Source organism: Tepidiforma sp., from assembly GCF_034433535.1.
GTDB lineage: Bacteria > Chloroflexota > Dehalococcoidia > Tepidiformales > Tepidiformaceae > Tepidiforma.
Genome location: NZ_DAOUAO010000165.1, coordinates 1 through 17,848, shown reverse-complemented (window position 1 = coordinate 17,848; position 17,848 = coordinate 1). Strand labels below are relative to the sequence as shown.

Genomic DNA, 17,848 nt, shown 5'->3' with positions numbered 1-17,848 from the left:
GCGATCCTCGGGCTGACGCGGGGTGTCACCAAAGCGCACCTTGCACGGGCGGCGCTGGAGGCGATCGCGCTCTCAAGTGCGGAGCTGATCGAGGTGATGAACGAATCGCTGCCAGAGCCCATCCGCGAGCTCCGGGTGGATGGCGGGGCGGCGGTCAACGACCTGCTGATGCAGATGCAGGCCGATTTCGCGGGGGTGCCGGTGCTGCGGCCGGTGTCAACCGAGACGACGGCGCTGGGGGCGGCCTACCTCGCCGGCCTCCAGGCGGGTGTGTGGGGGAACAGCGACGAGATCGCGGCCCTCTGGCGGCCGGAGCGGGTGTTCGAGCCGCGGATGGGGAGCGCCGAGCGGCATCGCCGGCTGCGCGAGTGGCGGCGCGCGGTGGAACGAACGCTGGGGTGGGCGAATTGAGCCCGTCGGAGCTGGCCGCGGGGCCGCCGCTGGACGTGGCGGTCATCGGCGGCGGGATCAACGGGGCGGCGATCGCCCGGGCCGCGGCGGCAGAGGGGCTGCGGGTTGGGCTGTTCGAGGCGAGCGACTACGGCTTCGGGACCACCTGGCGTTCGACGAAGCTGATCCACGGCGGACTGCGGTACCTGGAGCACGGCGATATCGGGCTGGTGTTCGAATCGCTGCGGGAGCGGGCCTGGCTCCTGCAGAGCCGGCCCTACCTGGTGCGGCCGCAGCGCTTCCTGCTGCCGCTGCTGCCGTGGACGCGCAGGCCGGCGTGGCAGCTGCGCATGGGCCTGGCGACCTACGACCTGCTTGCGCTGTACCGGGCAGTGCCGCCGCACCGTCGGCTCTCGCGGGAGCGGCTGCGGGACCTGGCGCCCTATCTGCCGGAATCCACGAACGGCGGGTTTTCGTTCTTCGATGCACGGGTGCTTTCGCCGGAGCGGCTGACGTGGGAGCTGGTGCGAGAGGCGCGGACGCTCGGCGCGGCGACCTTCAACCACACGCCGGTAACCGCCATCGAGGCGCCGGGCGGGCAGGTCGAGGCGATCCGCGTCGGCACGACGGCAGGCGAGGCACGCATCGCCACCCGGGCAGTGGTGAACGCTGCCGGGCCCTGGGTGGATGCGGTGAATCGCCTTGGCGACCTGCCGCCGCCGGAGCTGCTGGGGGTGACGCGCGGCTCGCACATCGTGGTCGAGCTGGACGGCGCGCCAGAGCATGATGCGGTCTTCAGCACGGCCCGCAGCGATGGGCGGGTATTCTTCGCCGTGCCGCAGGGCGACCTCCTGCTCATCGGGACGACCGATGAGCGGTACGACGGCGACCCGGGGGCGGTGCAGCCGACGGCAGCCGAGATCGAGTACCTGCTCGCCGAGGGCCGGGAGCTGCTGCCGGGGCTCGACATCCGGAGGGAGCGGATTCGCTACGCCTACGCCGGGCTGCGCCCGCTGCAGCGGGTCGAAGGCGGGCCGGAGGCGGCGATCACCCGGCGGCACGCGGTCATCGACCACGGGAAGCTGGGCGGGGCCCGGGGGATGTACAGCGTGGTGGGCGGGAAGCTGAGCACGTTCCGGCCGCTGGCGCTGGAGGTGGCCGAGAACGTCACCGGGCGGAAGCCGCGGCGATGGACGGCTGCCGCGCCGGCAGGCTGGCGTGAGCGCCTGCTCGATACGGGATTGGAGCGCCGGGCGCTGCGGCGGCTGCGCATCTACGGCGCCCACGCGGCAGATGTAGTCGCGCTGGGGAGGGAGGTCATCTGCCCCCACGCGCCCGGCTTCGACGGGGAGGTTCGATGGGCGGCGACGCGCGAACAGGCGTCCACGGTCGGCGATGTGCTGCTGCGGCGGACGGGCATCGGCTGGGCGAGCTGCCGTGGGCTTTGCTGCCACGAGCGGGTGGCAGAGCTGATGGGCGAATCGTACGGGTGGTCCCCCCGGGAGCGGGCCGAACAGGCCCGGGCATACGCATCCGAGGTGGCGTATCATCTTCCTGTCGAGGGGACGCGTTGACCCAGCTGCAGGCATGGCTCGATGACCCGGCAGTCGCTGCGGGACTGCGGCAGGCCGCTGCGCTGTTCCGGCGCAGCCGGCATGCGGTCGCGCTGGTGGGTGCCGGGCTTTCGGCGGAGAGCGGCATCCCGACCTACCGGGGCGCCGGCGGGGTGTACGACCGGTTTGGCGAACCGACGATCGACGGCTGGGAGCTGTTCACGCAGGACCCGGCGGCCTGGTGGGAGGCCGCCATCGCGCACGAAGCGGCCGGGTCGGCGTTGTCGGCGGCGATCGATGCGGCGGCGCCAAACCCGGGGCATTACGCGATGGCTGACCTCGAACACATGGGGCGGCTGGCGCACACCATTACCCAGAACATCGACAACCTGCATTTCGTCGCGGGGTCGCGGCAGGTGACAGAGATTCACGGGAACCGATACCGGGTTCGGTGCATCGAATGCGGAGCCCGCGAGCGTCTCGAAACGGTACGGCTTGACCGGCTGCCGCCGACCTGTCCATCGTGCGGGGGCATCTACAAGAACGACGTCGTGATGTTCGGGGAACCGATCCCGCGGGACGCGATCGAGGCGTGCTACCGGGAGACGCTGGCGGCCGACCTGTTCATGACGGTGGGGACGAGCGCGGTCGTTTACCCGGCAGCGGATTTCCCCGTCCTGGCGAAACGGCGCGGCGCCCCACTGATCGAAGTCAACCCGGAAGAGACGCCCCTTTCGGAGATAGCGGACGTGGTGATTCGAGCGCCGGCCGGCGTGGCCCTCCCGGCGCTGGTCGATTTGCTGCTCGTGCCCTAGGGTGCGGGCGCGGGACGCCGAGATGGCGCGGGCGCGGTTCGTCAGAAGACCCCGGGCACGAGCCGCCAGCGGACGCGGCGGGCGTAGTCGGCGTAGTCGCTGGTAGCGGAGAGCACCCGCTCTTCGGCAAGGATGCGCAGCACCTGGAAGACCAGCACGGTGGCGAGGATCAGGCCGTTCCACCACCAGAGGTTGGCGAGAAAGAAGCCGGCAAGGGTGATGTTGTGGCCGAGGTAGATGGGGTGACGGACGACACGGTAGGGGCCGGCCGTCTTGAGGCCGCGGTTGGCGGCGACGACCCCAAAGCTGCGGCCGAGGGTGGCGAAGCTGACGATGACCCAGGTGAGCCCGACAACCTGGAGGTCGATGCCGTAGGTTTCGAGGATGCCGCCGGTGGGCGCGGGGCGCGAGGCGAGGGCCAGCCAGCCGCCGATGGTGGCGATGACCCAGTCGTAGATGTGGGGGGAGGTGTAGATCGGGCGCCGGCGGGTTAGGAAGATGCCGATGAGCAGGGCCTGTTCGACTGCGAAGAAGGCGCTGGCGAGCGAGTGGCCTTCGAGAGCGGATTTGCCGTGTGCGTAGAAGAACAGAGCGCTGATGACGACGAGCGCTGCATCCTGGGCCATGGAGATGCGGCGCCGCCAGGTGGAGACGGGGGAGCTGGTCATGGAGTTGTGCCCTTCAGAGGAGTTGGAAGCGTTCGTCATTGAAGAAGGTCGACAGGAGCGGGGTGGGTGCGCAGGGAAGCCGGGACGACGGCGGGCCGGGGGCAATGGAGTTTCGAGACGGTGACCGGGCTTTTGGGCATGGGGTGGGCGGCCGAAGTTGCAGGTAGCTCGACCGATGGGGCGCCAGCCGGGAGGCACCCGACGCGACGGCCAAGCCCGCAAGGGGCTCGCGGAGGGGCCAACCGGGACCAGGCGAGAGGCCTGCGGAGGTGACGCCGGCATCGAGGGCGAAAAACCCGGGGCAGGGACCCCAAAAAGAGAGGTAGGAGTACCGACATGTCGAAGCTTCGCAATTGGGCCGTCACCAAGGTTGCCGCGTGGCAGGCGCGCGACGAGGAAGGCCAGGGTCTCGCCGAATACGGCCTGATCCTCGCCCTCATCGCGATTGTCTGCATCGGCGCGCTGACGCTCCTCGGCGGCAACATCGCCAACGCGCTGAACAACGTCGCCGGCAGCATCTAACCCAGGCGAGCCGGGCGACCGGCGGACCACCGGGCACGCGAAGGGGTGGGGGACGGCGGTACCCCACCCTTTTGCCATCACGCGAAGGACCGCCAGCCGAGAGGGATGTGGCGATGGAAGAACCTGGTAGCGAGAGAAGGGAGCCGGGCACGCCCGGCCGTTCGCGCTGGCGGCGCCTGATACGCCGCTTTCGGGAGACGGAAACCGGACAGGCGCTCGTGGAGTTCACGCTGATCCTGCCGCTGTTCGTGCTGCTGTTCATGGGCATGGTGGAGTTCGGGCGAGCGTTCCACACGTGGCTGCTGGTGACGAACGCAGCGCGCGAAGGCGCGCGGGTAGCGGCGGTGCAGATGGACCTGGCGACGGTGAACCAGCGGGTTTACGACAGCTTCTGCGCGAACTACCCGAGCCAGTGCAACCTGGACCCGTCAAAGGTGACGATCACGACGAACAATGTGATGGGCTCGCGCGGGTCCATGGTCTCCGTCGATGTGGCCTACGAATTCGAGTTCGTCACGCCAATCGGCGGGATCGTCAACATTGTATCGGGCGGGAACCTTTCGGCGCCGACCATCCGGTCACACGCGTCGATGCGGCTCGAGTAGGCGGGTGTAGGAAGGAGGCGGGCGATGGTGCGTTCGCTGTTGAAGAAGGTGGTAGCGGGGGAGCGCGGCCAGGCGCTGCCCCTCTTTGCGCTGTTCCTGCTGATCTTCGTCGGCTTTGTGGCGATGAGCATTGACGTTGGCCGGTATGTGTGGGCGAGGACGCAGATGCAGGCCGCGGTTGATGCTGCCGCGCTGGCGGCTGCCCAGAGCATGCCGAGCCAGGCCGACGCGGCGACGAAGGCCACGGAATACTGGATGGACAACAGCGGGTTCATCCGGAGCCAGGGCGAGAATGTCCAATTTGCGGTGACGTATCCGCAGGGCAACAAGGCGGTTCGGGTGGAGGCGTCGGCGCGCATACCGACATGGTTCGCGCGGATTTTTGGTGTGACGCACTGGAACGTCTCGGCCTCGGGTGATGCGGAATCGCAGGTCCTGGACATTGTGGTCGTGTTCGACATCTCCGGGTCGATGTGCTTCGACAGCTTCCGCCAGGTGGAGAACTCGGGTTCGTACATGATGAGCCCGGGCCGGCTGACCCCGGCGGGCGGATTTGCCTTCCCGCGGCTGGCGGCGAACATCAACGCCACGCAGACGACGATCCCGCTGAACGACGTGCGGATCTTCACGAGCACGAACGCAGCGACGAACCGGAGCAACTTCGGCACCACATTCAACACGACAACGCCCTACTGGCAGGTCTCGGTTGGCTCCAACGCGACCTCGGTGCCAACATCCGCAAGTCTTCGTCCCGGGATCATCATGATCGACAACGAGCTGATGCGGATCACAGGTGTCAATGTGTCGACGAATACGCTGACAGTGATTCGCGGGTATCGCAACGAAGCAACAAACCAGAACACGGTTGCGACTTCCCATTCCGCGAATGCGGAGGTGTGGGCGAACCGAACGGGCTACAGCAATACGAGCGACTACTGCCAGCTTGCGAGCTACTACACGCCGACGACGACACAGAACGGCCCGGCCCAGCCGTTTGATGCGGCAATTGACGCAGCGAAGTACTTCACGTCGCTGTTCGATGAGCAATACGACAAGATTGGAGCAGTGCGATATTCGACGACAGCGACGATAAGCCAAAATCTGACGGCAAATTTCTCGGCCGTGCGGGGAAGCCTGGATGCGGTGCTCTGGCCAGCGGGCTCAACGAACATCGCCCATGGCCTTGCTGTGGGACGTCAGGTACTTGACGGTTCGGGTAAGCGGGCCAACGCCGTGCGTGTGCTTGTTCTTCTCACAGACGGAGTTGCGAATACGTACTGCGGGAGCGCCACGTACAACCCTGCGAACTACAACTCGACGTCGTGCACGACGGGCAGCGGGGTTACGCAAGCCGAAGCCCACGCTCGCCAGGAAGCGCAACGTGCAGCAAACGGGGACATCATCATCTTTACGATTGGGCTCGGGAACGACTTGAACACTTCGTTCCTGCAGGACATTGCGACGATCGGGCGTGGGCACTTCTACCACGCCCCGACGACCGCCGAGCTCGACGAGGCGTTCCAGGCGGTGGCTGAGCAGACACACATCGCCCTGGTGCGGTAGCGGGAAACGGAAACACCCCGGAAACCTCCCCGCCGGCTGAGCGGGGAGGTTTCGTTTCCGGGGGTGGTCGCGGTCTGTAGGGGAACCGTAAGACCGCCGATATAGCAAGGGGAGGAGTTCTGCGATGAACCGAACGATTGCTGCAGCTACTGGAAGCTCGAGCCGGAACCGCGGCGTTCTGTTGCTCGCCTGCGCGTTTGGCGTACTGAGCGCGCTGCTGATGTTCGCCTACCTGAACAGCCGCGGCGGGGAAACGGATCTCAGCGGCGAGCTGTTCGCCGGGGAAGGCGCTGAGACCGTGGTCGTCATGACCCGCGACGTGGCGGTCGGCGAAAAGATCACCTCGGACATGCTGACGACCCGAACGATGCCGGCGGCGGCGCTGCTGCCGGGACGCGTCAAGGACTCGGAGCTCTCGAGCCTTGTGGGCAAAGTCGCGACAGCGCCGATGTACGCGGGCGAGCAGGTGATCGACGCCAAGGTTACGACCTACGTCGGCCAGGACACGCTGGCCTACAAGGTGCCGCAGGGGATGCGCGCGATTTCGCTGCAGGTTCCGCATGAGGCGTGGATCGCGGCGGGCCTGCCCCAGCCGGGCGACCGGGTGGACATCCTCGGCATCACCACGCTTTCGAAGGTGGACCCGCTCACAGGCGAGGAGAAGCCGAACGTGGTCGCGGGGTACATCGCCCAGGACGTGGAAGTGCTGGCCGTGGCCCAGACGGTGGTCAAGACCGTGCCGAAGGTCGATGGTGGGAGCGCGAGCACGGAGACGGCGGCCGACGGTTCTGCGCCGGTTTCGGCGACCAGCCAGGGCGCGGTGAAGCAGGAGAACGCGACCTACGAGAAGGCGATTTCGATCACGCTGGCCCTGCCGCCGGACCTGGCCGCCAAGGTGGCCCTGATCGATGCCATGCGCGACGACGTCGGCCAGTACCGCATCCTTCCGCGCCAGAAGGGCGATGCGGACCCGATCACGGGCAAGCAGGTGTGGACCTACGACGACCTCTTCCCGGTGCGCTAACCGGGCAGCGCTGAGGAGCCAGCGGGTGCAGTGAAAGCGCCGCACCCGCGCCAGTACCAACGACAGAGGCCCCTGGTGGTCGCCGGGGTGCAGACGGTGGAGGAACAACGACAATGGCACGGGTACCGCAGCTACTTGTGGTCGATCCGGACCGGGAAAGTTCGGCGGAGCTGGCGAAGACGCTCCAGATGCTCGGCTTCGGTATTCTCGGGACGGCGGGGTACGGGGTCGAGGCGTTCACGCTCTGCTTTCAGATGCGCCCGGACCTGGTGCTGATGCGCATCGAGGAGCCGCTGGTGCGCCCGGTGCAGACGCTTTCGCGCATCAACGACGGGCTGCCGGACCTGCCGATCATCGTGTTTTCGACGGAGGCGAACATCCGCCTCATGCGGCAATCGATGGTGGGCGGCGCCTCCGATTACCTGGTCGAGCCGCTGGACCCGGAGGAGCTCGAGACCTCCATCATGAAGGTGCTCGAGAAGAAGGAGCGGGAGGCGATGCGCCGACGCGGCGAGCTCGCGGACCCGGTGGCACAGGGCACCATCATCACGGTGTTTGGGGCGAAGGGCGGCATCGGCAAGACAACGATCGCATCGAACCTGGCGGTGGCGCTGGCCACCGAGGCCCACCAGACGGTGGCGCTGGTCGACATGGACACCCGCTTCGGCGATGTGGCGATCACCATGGATATCCCGGTGGAACGGTCCATCGCGGACCTGGCGCGCAACCTGGATAACGTGGACCGGAACACGCTGAAGGAGTACCTGGTCGAGCACGAATCAGGGGTGCGTATTCTGCCGGCGCCGACGCGTCCGAGTGACTGGCGCAACCTGACCTCTGCGCATATCCGCGACGTAGTGGATGTGCTTTCCCAGACGCACGACTTCGTGATCCTGGACACACCGGGAACGTTCAACGAAATCGTGGCGGCGGCGATCGAAGTCGGGACGATGATTCTGCTGATCACGACGCTCGACATGGCGAGCATCAAGGACACGGTGCTCGCGCTCGAGATGCTGCACGAGCGGTTCGGGAATGACGACGAGCGGATCAAGGTGGTGCTGAACCGGGCGGGCGTCGATACCGGCGTTCGAGAGAAGGATGTCGAGCGGACGCTGGATACGGCTCTCTGGTGGAAGATTCCGCAGGACACCGAGGTGGTGAAGGCGGCGCAGCTGGGGCGGCCGATTGTGCTAAGCCGGCCGAACAGCCGGGTTGCAACGGAGATCCGGGAGATTGCCCGGGCGCTGGCCGGGATTCGCGCCCGGAACAAGGCGAAGCGCAGCGGAGGCCTGGGCGGGCTGCTCGGAAGCCTCTTCAAGAAGAGCGCATAGCGAACGCGTTTGGGGGAATGAGCCATGCCGGATGATTTTCGGGAACGACGCGCAGCAGGTGACGGTGAACGCCCGGCATTCGGCTGGGGCACGCGGCGACGGCTTCTGCCGGGCAACCCGGCGGGAGCCCCAGGCAATGAGCGAGCAGAGGCCGAACGGCCTGCGCCGCCTCCGGGCAACCCGGATGCGCTGAAGCTGCGCCCTTCGGGCCAGCTGGGCCGGGCGCCCGCCGGTGGCAAGCCCTGGGGCCACGTCGAGCCGGTGGCGCCGCCTCCTCCGCCAGGGATTCCCGGTCAGCCGCGAACGGGCGCGCTGCGGCCGGCGGCGCCGGCAGGGCCCACCCCCGAGGGACATGGCCCGATGCGACCGGTACGCCCGGTGCAGGTCGATGCGCCGTCACCGCGCGTGGCGGCGGCGAACGCCGTGGCAGAGGCGACCAAGATTCGCCTGCATGAACTGCTGATCGAAGAGCTGGAGCATGGCGCGCTGGAGGGACTGGCGCCGGAGCAGCAGCGGGAGGCGGTGATCAAGGCGGCCCGGGAGCTGCTGGTGCAGGAAGGCCTGCAGCTCGGCGGGGTCCCGCGCGACGAGCTGCTGGAGGCGGTGGCCGACGAAGCCCTCGGGCTGGGCCCGCTGGAACCGCTGCTGCGTGACCCGTCCATCTCCGAAGTGATGGTCAACGACATCGACAAGGTGTACTTCGAGCGGGAGGGCCGGATTTTCCGGAGCCCGGTGCGGTTCCGCGACAAGCAGCACGTGATGCGCATCATCGAACGCATCGTGGCGCCGCTGGGCCGGCGGATCGACGAATCAAGCCCGATGGTCGATGCGCGCCTGCCCGACGGCTCCCGCGTGAACATCACCATCCCGCCGGCCTCGCCCAAGGCGCCGACCATCACCATCCGCAAGTTCCGCGCGGACAAGATGCGAATGGCCGACCTGATCGCGGTGGGCGCGCTGAGCGAGCAGACGGCCGAGTTCCTTGCGATGTGCGTACGGGCGCACCTGAACATCATCGTGAGCGGCGGTACCGGCACCGGTAAGACGACCCTGCTGAACGCGCTCTCGGCGTTCATCCCGAACACTGAGCGCATCATCACGATCGAGGACCCGGCGGAACTGCGGCTACAGCAGGACCATGTAATCACGCTGGAGGCGCGCCCGGCCAGCATCGAAGGGAAGAACCAGATCAAGCAGCGCGACCTGGTGCGGAACTGCCTGCGCATGCGCCCCGACCGCATCATCGTCGGCGAGGTGCGCGGCGAGGAGGCGTTCGACATGCTCCAGGCGATGAACACCGGCCACGACGGGTCGATTTCGACGATCCACGCGAACAACCCGCGCGAGGCGCTCTCGCGCCTGGAGAACATGGTGCTGATGGCGGGGATGGACCTGCCTTCGCGGGCGATTCGCGAGCAGATCGCCTCGGCGATCCACATCTTCATCCAGCTGAGCCGCCTGCAGGATGGGTCGCGCAAGGTGACGCACGTGACCGAGGTGAGCGGGATGGAGGGCGACACCATCACGCTGCAGGACATCTTCCTGTTCAAGCTGGACCGGGTGGATGAGGACGGGAAGGTGCACGGGTCGATGCGGCCGACCGGGATTCGGCCGGGGTTCGCGCACAAGTTTGCGATTGCCGGTATCGAACTGCCGAGCAGCCTGTTCGGCACCGGGGAAGGCTGGTGATAGCGATGCTCATCCTTGCGGCGATATCCACCGGGCTGGCAGCGACGGTCTTTGTGCTGTGGTTCTTCGGATTCGGTTCCAGCCAGGTCGAGGCTTCGGAGCGCCTGCGGAAGCTCCGCGAGGCAGAATCGCAGCTGCCGCAGGCGGAGGCGCGGGCTCGACTGCGGCGGCGGGCGTCGGTGAATTTCGCCGGGGTGACGCTGATCTCCGGGAACATCGCGGCGAATTGGTCGCGCGACCTGGAGCGGGCGGGGCTGACGCTCAACGCGAAGGAGTATTTCACGCTCCGCGTGGTGGTAGCGGTGCTGTTTGCGCTGGTCGGCGTGCTGCTGATGCCGCTGCCGGCGATCGGGCTGTTGTTCGCGCCGCTGGGCTGGCTCCTGGTGGGGCTTTGGCTGAAGCGGCGCATCGCCAGCCGGCTGCACAAGATGGAGGGGCAGCTGGTGGAGATGCTCCAGATGCTCTCCAGCGGGCTGCGGGCGGGCTTCGGCCTGCTGCAGGCGATGGAGGCGTCGGCGGAGCAGATCCCGGCGCCGCTCTCGGTCGAAATCCGGCGGATGCTTCGCGATACAGCGATGGGCGCGAGCGTCGAGCAGGCGCTGGCGGCGATGAACGAGCGGGTGGGCAGCCCGGACTTCGACATTGTGATCACGGCAATCCTGATCCAGCGGAGCGTCGGCGGGAACCTGGCAGAGATCCTCGACAACGTGGCGCACACGATGCGGGAACGAGAACGGATCAAGGGCGAAATCCGAACGCTCACGTCGCAGCAGAGGATGACGGGCTACGTGATCGGCGGTATTCCGATTGGGCTGCTCATCATTTTTTACATGATCAGCCCGGACTTCACGGGGCTGCTGTTCACGGACCCACTGGGGCGTCTGATGCTGACGGGTGCTTTCGTGAGCGAGGTGATTGGCTACCTGATCATCCAGCGCATCGTGAATATCGAGGTGTAGGGCGATGGAACTGCTCATTGCATTCAGCACATTCCTGACGGTTTCGCTGTTGACGTACGGGGCGTTCCATCGCTCGGCCGGGACTTCGGCCATGGACGTGCGGCTGGGCGGCCTGCGGTATACGAGGCCGGCGAAGGAGGCGCTGCCCGACCCTGAGGCAGCGTTCACCCAGCGCGTCCTGAAGCCGCTCGTTTCGAACCTGAACCGGCAGATCAACTCGCTCCTTCCGTCTTCGATTTCGGAGCGGGTGGAAAAGGCGCTGGTTCAGGCCGGCCTGCGGATGAAACCGGGCCAGTTCATCGCGATGGTCGGGGTGTTCGCTGGGCTGCTGCCGCTGCTGGGTCTGTTCTATGCGCAGGCGGCGGGTCTCGAGGCGCAGAAGACGTTCTTCGTCTTCGCCGTGCTGACCGGGTTGGGGCTGTACGCCCCGCGGATCTTCATCCTGGGGCGGATTCGCCGACGCCAGAAGGAGATCTGGCGGTCGCTGCCTGACGCGTTCGACCTGATCACCGCTTCGGTGGAGGCCGGGCTGGGGATCGATGCGGCGTTTACGCGGGTCATCGAGAAGGTGCGCGGACCGTTTGCGGAGGAGTTGACCCGGACGATGCGGGAGGTGCAGATGGGCCGCGCCCGGCGCGATGCGTTCCTCGATATGGCCGAGCGCACGGGCGTGGATGAGCTTCGCCAGCTGGTCAACGCGATCGTGCAGGCTGAGGCGATGGGCATCTCGATCGGCGGCGTGATCCGCGTTCAGACCGGGGTGATCCGGACCAAGCGGCGCCAGCGGGCGGAAGAGGCGGCATTCAAGGCGCCGATCAAGATGGTCTTCCCGCTGGTGTTCTTCATTTTCCCGGCCATCATGATCGTGATTGGCGGGCCGGCAATCATCCAGCTGAAGAACCTGTAGTCAGGCGAAACGGTCGAACCAGAGGAGCACGATGACGGCCCCTGCCGCGAGGTAGGGGCCGTAGCTGTAGGTGGTGCCGCGGCCCCGGAGCACGAGGAGGATGAGCGCCGCCCCCCCGGCGAAGATGATGCCGAGGAAGAGCGCGGTGACGACAGCGGGCCAGCCGACAGCCAGACCGATGAGCCCCATGAGGCGGGCATCGCCGAGGCCGAACGCAGTCTGGCGGGAGCCCGCGGCGCGGCCGGCGACGGCCCCGAGGATGACGAGGGAGATGCCGGCCAGGGTCCCCACGGCGCCGCCGACGAGGATGGCGCTGAATGAGCGGTCGGGCCAGAACGGCGCAGCTGCGAGGGCGGCCAGGGCAGCGGGATAAACGAGCCGGTTGGGGATGCGGCGCCGGTCGAAATCGGTTGAGGAGAGGGCGACAAGCACCAGGCAGGCAGCGGCGGTGAAGAGCGCGAGGCGGGGTTCTTCGGCATAGGCGGGTCGGAAGGCGAACGCCGCTGTGGCGGCGGCCGAGGGGACCGTGAAGAGCCTGAGTCCGAGGAGGGTGCCGCCTGACGCCGGGTGCTCGCGGAAGGCTGGCTCCCGATAGAGCGGGTGCTGGTGCGCCGGGAGCCACCAGCCGAACAGGGCGCCGATGATCCCGGCAATCACGGGAAGGGCGGCATCCATGGCGGGACTATGGGGTCAGGGATGGCTAGCGGCAATCCCGGGGAGGCCCGGGCGGGGTCAGCTCGGCGCGGAGGTCGGCCAGGGCGCGGGCGTCCAGCGGTGCGTAAGGGTCGCCGATGCGTTCGTGCCAGCGGCGCGCGAACGCGAGCACGGCCTCGTCGGGCTCGGGCGGGCCCGGTCGCGGAATCAGCGGGGAGAGCGGGCGACCGAAGTCTTCGAATGTGCGTTCGTCGAGAAGAATGGCGAGCGCATCGGCGAGACGCTGGAGCGTAACCTGGCGCTCGCCGAGGTAGCCGGCGAGCGACGAGGCGGTGGTCAGGAGGTCGGCGAGGCGGATGACGGGAACGGGTTCGTCCACGGGTTCAGCAGTCGGGGTCCTCGAGGGCGAGGTCGCGCTGGCGGCGGAGACGGCCGGATTCGACGAAGCGTTCGACGGCGACCGCAAAGGCCGCAATCTCTCCTTCGGACATGGAATCCATGAGGCCGGCGGCGTAGCTGCGAAGTTCTTCGCGCAGGGATTCGACAACAGCGCGGCCGCGAGGTTCGAGCCAGATGCAGATGGCGCGGCGGTCGTTGGGGGCGATTTCGCGCCGGATGAAACCGCCCCGTTCGAGGCGTTCGAGGAGGGCGGAGACGGAGGGGCGGGTAACATAGAGGCGCTCGGCGAGTTCGGCGTTCGAGAGGCCTTCCTGTTCGGCGAGATGGCCGAGCAGGCGGAGCTGGGTGACCGTCAGGCGTTCGCGGTCCCAGAGGGCGAGGCGGACGGGGTCGAGCAGGGCGCTGGCGCGGAAGAGGGCGGTGATGGCGCGTTCGAGGTTCTGGCTGCGCTGGGACGTGCGGTTCACGGGGGTGCTCCTGCTGGTGAGGATTTCCGCCCTCGTCATGTGAGCGGATTCTGCCCACGCCGGGCGGGGCGCGCAAATGCCGATGAGTCATGCGCCGGGGCGGGACTTGTTCGCCCTGCGCGAACGTTCCTGCTAGACTCCGCGGGTACAGGAGGAGTTCGAATGAAGTTCGGAATTTTCTACGAGCATCAGCTGCCGCGGCCGTGGGACAACGGCGCCGAGCTGAAGCTGTTCCAGGACGCGCTGGAGCAGGTGGAGCTGGCCGACCGGCTCGGGATCGAATTCGCGTGGGAGGTGGAGCACCACTTCCTGGAGGAGTACTCCCACTCGTCGTGCCCGGAGGTGTTCCTGGCGGCAGCCAGCCAGCGGACGAAGCGCATTCGGCTCGGCCACGGCATCAAGCTGATGCCGCCGAACTACAATCCGCCCGCGCGCATCGCGGAGGAGATCGCGACGTTGGACCTCGTCTCGAACGGGCGGGTGGAGTTCGGGACCGGCGAATCGGCGTCGCGGATGGAGCTGGAGGGCTTCAACATCAACCCGGCCGAGCGGCGGGCGATGTGGCTGGAGACGACCGAGCAGGTCTGCAACATGCTGGCCATGGACCCGTACCCGGGGTTCAAGGGCAAGTATTTCTCGATGCCGGTGCGCAACGTGGTGCCGAAGCCGGTGCAGAAGCCGCACCCGCCGCTCTGGGTGGCCTGTTCGAACCGGGACACGATTCACCTCGCGGCTCAGCTTGGCATCGGGGCACTCACGTTCGCCTTCGTGGACCCCGCCGAGGCGAAGAAGTGGGTGGATGACTACTACGAGACGTTTAAGCGGGAGTGCGTGCCAATTGGGCACACGGTCAACCCGAACATCGCGATGGTGACGAGCTTCTCCATCCACCATGACCGCGAGGAGGCCTTCCGGCGCGGGTTCGACGGGTTCAAGTTCTTCCAGTTCGGCCTGGGCCATCATTATGTCTTCGGTCACCACAAGCCCGGGCGGACGAACATCTGGGAGAACTACGAGCGGGTGAAGGCTGCGATGGGCGCCGGGCAGCTCGACTTCCTCGGCGGCGGGACGGACGGCATCGGCACGCCGCAGGACCTGCGCGAGCACCTGCGGAAGTTCGCCGACGCCGGGGTGGACCAGACGGTCTTCATCCAGCAGGGCGGCAAGAATCGGCACGAGCACATCTGCGAGGCGCTCGAACTGTTCGCTGCCGAGGTGATGCCGGAGTTCAAGGAGGAAGAGGAGCGCCGGCAGAAGCAGAAGATGGACGAGCTGGCGCCGTACATCGAAAAGGCGATGCAGCGCAAGCAGTGGATGCGGGAGCTCACGGACGACGAAATCCCGACGTTCGCGGCCTACGGGGCGATGATCGCGGAGGTCGACACCTCGAACCTCGAGGGTGCGGCCCGCATCCGGGCCGAGCGCTGGAAGAAGATGCGCGAGGTCCTGGCGAAGGCCTGATCCCTGCCAGCTGCAGCCGGCGCCGACCGGCCCCCGCGAGAACGCGGGGGCCGGTCGCCTGTGCAGCGGCTCAGCGGGACGGGCGCGGCGGCGACCCGAGCCCGGCCATCGGCACCAAGCGGGACATGTCGATATCGAGCAGGCTGGGGCCATCGTGGGCGACAGCGCGGGCGAACGCCTCGCGGAAGGCAGCAGCGGAATCGACCGGCTCGGCGCGGATGCCCATCGATTCGGCCAGCCGGACGAAGTCCGGGGTGGCGAGGTCGACGCCGAACTGGCGGCCCTCGAAAGTGCGCCCTTCGATGCTGCGGAGGACGCCGTAGCCGCGGTCGTTGAAGACGCAGATGATCACCGGCACGCGGTACTGGGCGGCGGTTGCGAGCTCGCCCAGGTTGAGCATGAAGCCGCCGTCGCCCTGGATGACGACGGCCGGCCGGCGGGCGCCGATGGCAGCGCCGATGGCCAGCGGGAGGGCCGGCCCGATGGCGGCGGAGGTCGGATAGATGGACGTCCTCGGCGCGAGGATCGGGAGGATGCGGTTCGCCCAGAGGTAGGCCGGGACGGTGGCGTCGCGGACCACCAGGGCGTCGCGCGGGAGCAGCTCGCGGATGGCGTCCATGATGGCCTCGTAGTCGGGGCCGATTTCGCGGCGGATGGCGGCGCGGGCTGCATCGCGAGCCGCGGCAGCAGCGGCGGCGTAGGCGGGGTCGGCATGGTGGCCGGCGAGGTCACGCACGAGGGCGGAGAGGGCGAGGCGGGCATCGCCGACGACGGCGACCTCCGGCGGGTAGACGCGGCCGATGACGGCCGGGTCGGCGTCGATGTGGATGAGTTTCCCGGGGAAACGGAGGGTCCAGTTGCGGGTGGCGCCGGCCTGGAAGCGGCTCCCGACGGCGAGGATGACCCCGGCCACGTCGATGGTTTCCTGGAGGGCAGGGTGCGGAGCCAGGGGCCCCAGCGCGAGCGGGTGGTCTTCGGGGATGGCGCCACGGCCGTTGGGCGAGGTGACAACGGGCGCGCCGAGGGATTCGGCCAGCTGCTGAAGCTCGGTTTCGGCGCCTGCGGAGAGGACGCCGCCGCCTGCCCAAATGAGGATGCGAGAGGCGCCGCGCATCAGGGCCGCGGCCCGGGCGAGGGCATCGCGGTCGGGCTTCAGGCGCGGCCAGGCTTCGATGTGGGGGACATCGAAGTCGGCGCGGGCGTACTGGAAATCGATGGGGATTTCGACGGCGCCCGGCGCGGGCCGCCCGGTCAGGATATCGGCGGCCACGCGGGCGATGGCAGCCGGGATCTCGGCGGGGTAGCGGACGGTTTCGGCGCGGCGGGTGACGGTGCGCAGCATGGGGAGCTGGGCCTCGGCTTCATGGAGGAAGCCCTTGCCCTTGCCGTAGGCCGAGGATTCGACCTGGCCGGTGATGAGGAGGACCCGGCTGGAGGCGAACTGCGCCTCGTAGAGGCCGGTCATGGCGTTGGTGGTGCCGGGGCCGGTGCTCGCGATAGCGACCCCAAGGCGCCCGGTGGCGCGGGCATAGCCGTCGGCGGCGTGGAGCGCGCCCTGCTCGTGGCGGACGGCGATGGGTGTGATGCCGCCGCCCCGGTGGATGGCATCGTAGATGGGGATGTTGTGGACGCTGACGATGCCGAAGACGTGGTCGACGCCGAGGGCGCGCAGGGTTTCGTAGACGGCTTCGCCGCCGGTGCGTTCGGGCATGGTGGCCTCCGGGCGTGCTGGTGGTGGGGCGATGCTGGCTGTGGGAGGCGGCCGTGTCAATTGCGCGCGGGAGCCTTACCAGCGATACGCCGGCGCGCTCCAGTCAGCCTCGTAGTAGGGCGAGACATGGGTGCCAGGGCGGATGATGCGGTCGATGGCGCGGCGATCCTCGTCGGTGATGGTGACCTCGAGGGCGGCGAGGTTGTCCTCGAGCTGCTCCATCGTGCGCGGGCCGATGATCGGGCTGGTGACGCCGGGCTGGTGCATGCACCAGGCGAGCGCGAGGCGGGAGATGGTGGTTCCTTTTTCCCGGGCAAGCGCCTCGAGTGGTTCGATGACGTCCCAGATCGCGTCGTTCATGCGGCGCCGGTACATGGGGTTGGCATCGAGGTTGGCGTAGCGGCTGTCCTCAGGCGGGGGCGCATTGCGGTGATACTTGCCGGTCAGCAGGCCGCCGGCGAGCGGGCTCCAGGGGATGAGCGCGAGTCCGTAGGCCTGCGCCATGGGGATGAGCTCGCGTTCGATACGGCGGTCGAGCAGATTGTATGGCGGCTGTTCGCAGACGAAGCGTTCGAGGCGGTACTCCTTCGACACCCAGAGGCTCTCGACGAGCTGCCAGGCCGCGAACGTGCTGCTGCCGATGTAGCGCACCTTGCCCGCGCGCACGAGGTCATCGAGGGCGCGGAGCGTTTCATCGATGGGGACGCCCGGTTGGGGCCGGTGAACCTGGTAGAGGTCGATCCAGTCGGTCTTCAGGCGGCGAAGGCTGGCTTCGCACTGTTCGATGATGTGGCGGCGGGTGTTGCCCATGGCGTTGGGGTCATCGCCCATGCGGCCGTGGACCTTGGTGGCGAGGATGACGCGCTGGCGCTGCCCGTTCCGCTGCAGGGCTTCGCCAACCGCCTCTTCGCTGCGCCCCTGGTTGTACACGTTGGCGGTATCGATGAAGTTGATACCGGCATCGAGGGCCCGGTCGATGATGGCGGCCGAATCGGCAGGGCTGGTCTTGCCGCCGAACATCATGGCGCCGAGGCAGAGCGGGCTGACCTGGACGCCGGTTCGGCCGAGGGGACGGTACTCCATGGCAGATGCCTCCGAAGGTGGTGGTTGGAGGAGCGTACGCCATC

General features: G+C 67.8%; 18 protein-coding genes. 12 read left to right on the top strand and 6 right to left on the bottom strand.

Annotated elements, in window-relative coordinates:
* The 3 genes from VAE46_RS08855 to VAE46_RS08845 all read left to right on the top strand — a co-directional run.
* The coding region (locus tag VAE46_RS08855; RefSeq protein WP_322796569.1) for an FGGY-family carbohydrate kinase at positions 1 to 411 on the top strand (411 nt) is incomplete at its 5' end.
* Positions 399 to 1,964, top strand: a complete 1,566-nt coding sequence (locus tag VAE46_RS08850) for a glycerol-3-phosphate dehydrogenase/oxidase (RefSeq protein WP_322796568.1) — start codon at positions 399 to 401, stop codon at positions 1,962 to 1,964. The genes VAE46_RS08855 and VAE46_RS08850, both read left to right, overlap by 13 nt.
* Positions 1,961 to 2,758 carry an NAD-dependent deacylase gene (locus VAE46_RS08845; protein ID WP_322796567.1) on the top strand — a complete coding sequence of 266 codons (798 nt, stop codon included), beginning with the start codon at positions 1,961 to 1,963 and terminating at the stop codon, positions 2,756 to 2,758. Before VAE46_RS08850 ends, VAE46_RS08845 begins: the two co-directional genes overlap by 4 nt.
* A 41-nt stretch (positions 2,759 to 2,799) precedes the next feature.
* On the opposite strand, the gene VAE46_RS08840 is transcribed toward VAE46_RS08845, so the two are convergent.
* Complete coding sequence (locus VAE46_RS08840) at positions 2,800 to 3,426, bottom strand: methyltransferase family protein (RefSeq protein WP_322796566.1); 627 nt, start codon at positions 3,424 to 3,426, stop codon at positions 2,800 to 2,802.
* A gap of 336 nt (positions 3,427 to 3,762) precedes the next feature.
* On the opposite strand from VAE46_RS08840, the gene VAE46_RS08835 reads away from it, so the two are divergent.
* The 8 genes from VAE46_RS08835 (at position 3,763) to VAE46_RS08800 (ending at position 12,029) form a co-directional block, all read left to right on the top strand.
* Positions 3,763 to 3,948 carry a Flp family type IVb pilin gene (locus tag VAE46_RS08835; protein WP_322796565.1) on the top strand — a complete coding sequence of 62 codons (186 nt, stop codon included), beginning with the start codon at positions 3,763 to 3,765 and terminating at the stop codon, positions 3,946 to 3,948.
* A 218-nt stretch (positions 3,949 to 4,166) separates the two neighbouring features.
* Positions 4,167 to 4,553, top strand: coding sequence for a TadE/TadG family type IV pilus assembly protein (locus VAE46_RS08830; protein ID WP_322796564.1), 387 nt, complete (start codon positions 4,167 to 4,169; stop codon positions 4,551 to 4,553).
* Between the two features lie 24 nt (positions 4,554 to 4,577).
* Positions 4,578 to 6,116, top strand: coding sequence for a vWA domain-containing protein (locus VAE46_RS08825; protein ID WP_322796563.1), 1,539 nt, complete (start codon positions 4,578 to 4,580; stop codon positions 6,114 to 6,116).
* A gap of 124 nt (positions 6,117 to 6,240) precedes the next feature.
* Positions 6,241 to 7,140 (top strand): Flp pilus assembly protein CpaB, encoded by a 900-nt coding sequence (gene cpaB / locus VAE46_RS08820; protein WP_322796562.1) that lies wholly within the window; start codon positions 6,241 to 6,243, stop codon positions 7,138 to 7,140.
* Positions 7,141 to 7,253: 113 nt separating this feature from the next.
* Complete coding sequence (locus VAE46_RS08815; RefSeq protein ID WP_322796561.1) at positions 7,254 to 8,474, top strand: AAA family ATPase; 1,221 nt, start codon at positions 7,254 to 7,256, stop codon at positions 8,472 to 8,474.
* A gap of 360 nt (positions 8,475 to 8,834) precedes the next feature.
* Positions 8,835 to 10,163, top strand: a complete 1,329-nt coding sequence (locus VAE46_RS08810; protein ID WP_322796560.1) for a CpaF family protein — start codon at positions 8,835 to 8,837, stop codon at positions 10,161 to 10,163.
* 5 nt (positions 10,164 to 10,168) lie between these two features.
* Positions 10,169 to 11,122, top strand: coding sequence for a type II secretion system F family protein (locus VAE46_RS08805; protein ID WP_322796559.1), 954 nt, complete (start codon positions 10,169 to 10,171; stop codon positions 11,120 to 11,122).
* Positions 11,123 to 11,126: 4 nt separating this feature from the next.
* The gene (locus tag VAE46_RS08800; RefSeq protein WP_322796558.1) at positions 11,127 to 12,029 is read left to right on the top strand and encodes a type II secretion system F family protein; all 903 of its coding nucleotides are present in this window, start codon (positions 11,127 to 11,129) and stop codon (positions 12,027 to 12,029) included.
* On the opposite strand, the gene VAE46_RS08795 is transcribed toward VAE46_RS08800, so the two are convergent.
* From VAE46_RS08795 to VAE46_RS08785, 3 genes are read right to left on the bottom strand one after another with little or no spacing between them, the layout of a single operon-like run.
* Positions 12,030 to 12,704: an A24 family peptidase gene (locus VAE46_RS08795; RefSeq protein WP_322796557.1), complete on the bottom strand. Its 675-nt coding sequence runs from the start codon at positions 12,702 to 12,704 to the stop codon at positions 12,030 to 12,032.
* Between the two features lie 25 nt (positions 12,705 to 12,729).
* Positions 12,730 to 13,062 carry a hypothetical protein gene (locus VAE46_RS08790; protein ID WP_322796556.1) on the bottom strand — a complete coding sequence of 111 codons (333 nt, stop codon included), beginning with the start codon at positions 13,060 to 13,062 and terminating at the stop codon, positions 12,730 to 12,732.
* A gap of 4 nt (positions 13,063 to 13,066) precedes the next feature.
* On the bottom strand, positions 13,067 to 13,549 hold the full coding sequence (locus VAE46_RS08785) for a MarR family transcriptional regulator (protein ID WP_322796555.1): 483 nt from the start codon (positions 13,547 to 13,549) through the stop codon (positions 13,067 to 13,069).
* A gap of 162 nt (positions 13,550 to 13,711) precedes the next feature.
* Here VAE46_RS08785 and VAE46_RS08780 point away from each other — a divergent pair, with 162 nt between their 5' ends.
* Positions 13,712 to 15,010, top strand: coding sequence for an LLM class flavin-dependent oxidoreductase (locus VAE46_RS08780; protein WP_322796554.1), 1,299 nt, complete (start codon positions 13,712 to 13,714; stop codon positions 15,008 to 15,010).
* A 70-nt stretch (positions 15,011 to 15,080) separates the two neighbouring features.
* On the opposite strand, the gene VAE46_RS08775 is transcribed toward VAE46_RS08780, so the two are convergent.
* Together VAE46_RS08775 and VAE46_RS08770 are read right to left on the bottom strand one after the other, a co-directional pair.
* The gene (locus VAE46_RS08775) at positions 15,081 to 16,721 is read right to left on the bottom strand and encodes a thiamine pyrophosphate-binding protein (protein WP_322796553.1); all 1,641 of its coding nucleotides are present in this window, start codon (positions 16,719 to 16,721) and stop codon (positions 15,081 to 15,083) included.
* A 75-nt stretch (positions 16,722 to 16,796) separates the two neighbouring features.
* On the bottom strand, positions 16,797 to 17,804 hold the full coding sequence (locus VAE46_RS08770) for an aldo/keto reductase (RefSeq protein ID WP_322796552.1): 1,008 nt from the start codon (positions 17,802 to 17,804) through the stop codon (positions 16,797 to 16,799).
* Positions 17,805 to 17,848 lie beyond the last annotated feature (44 nt).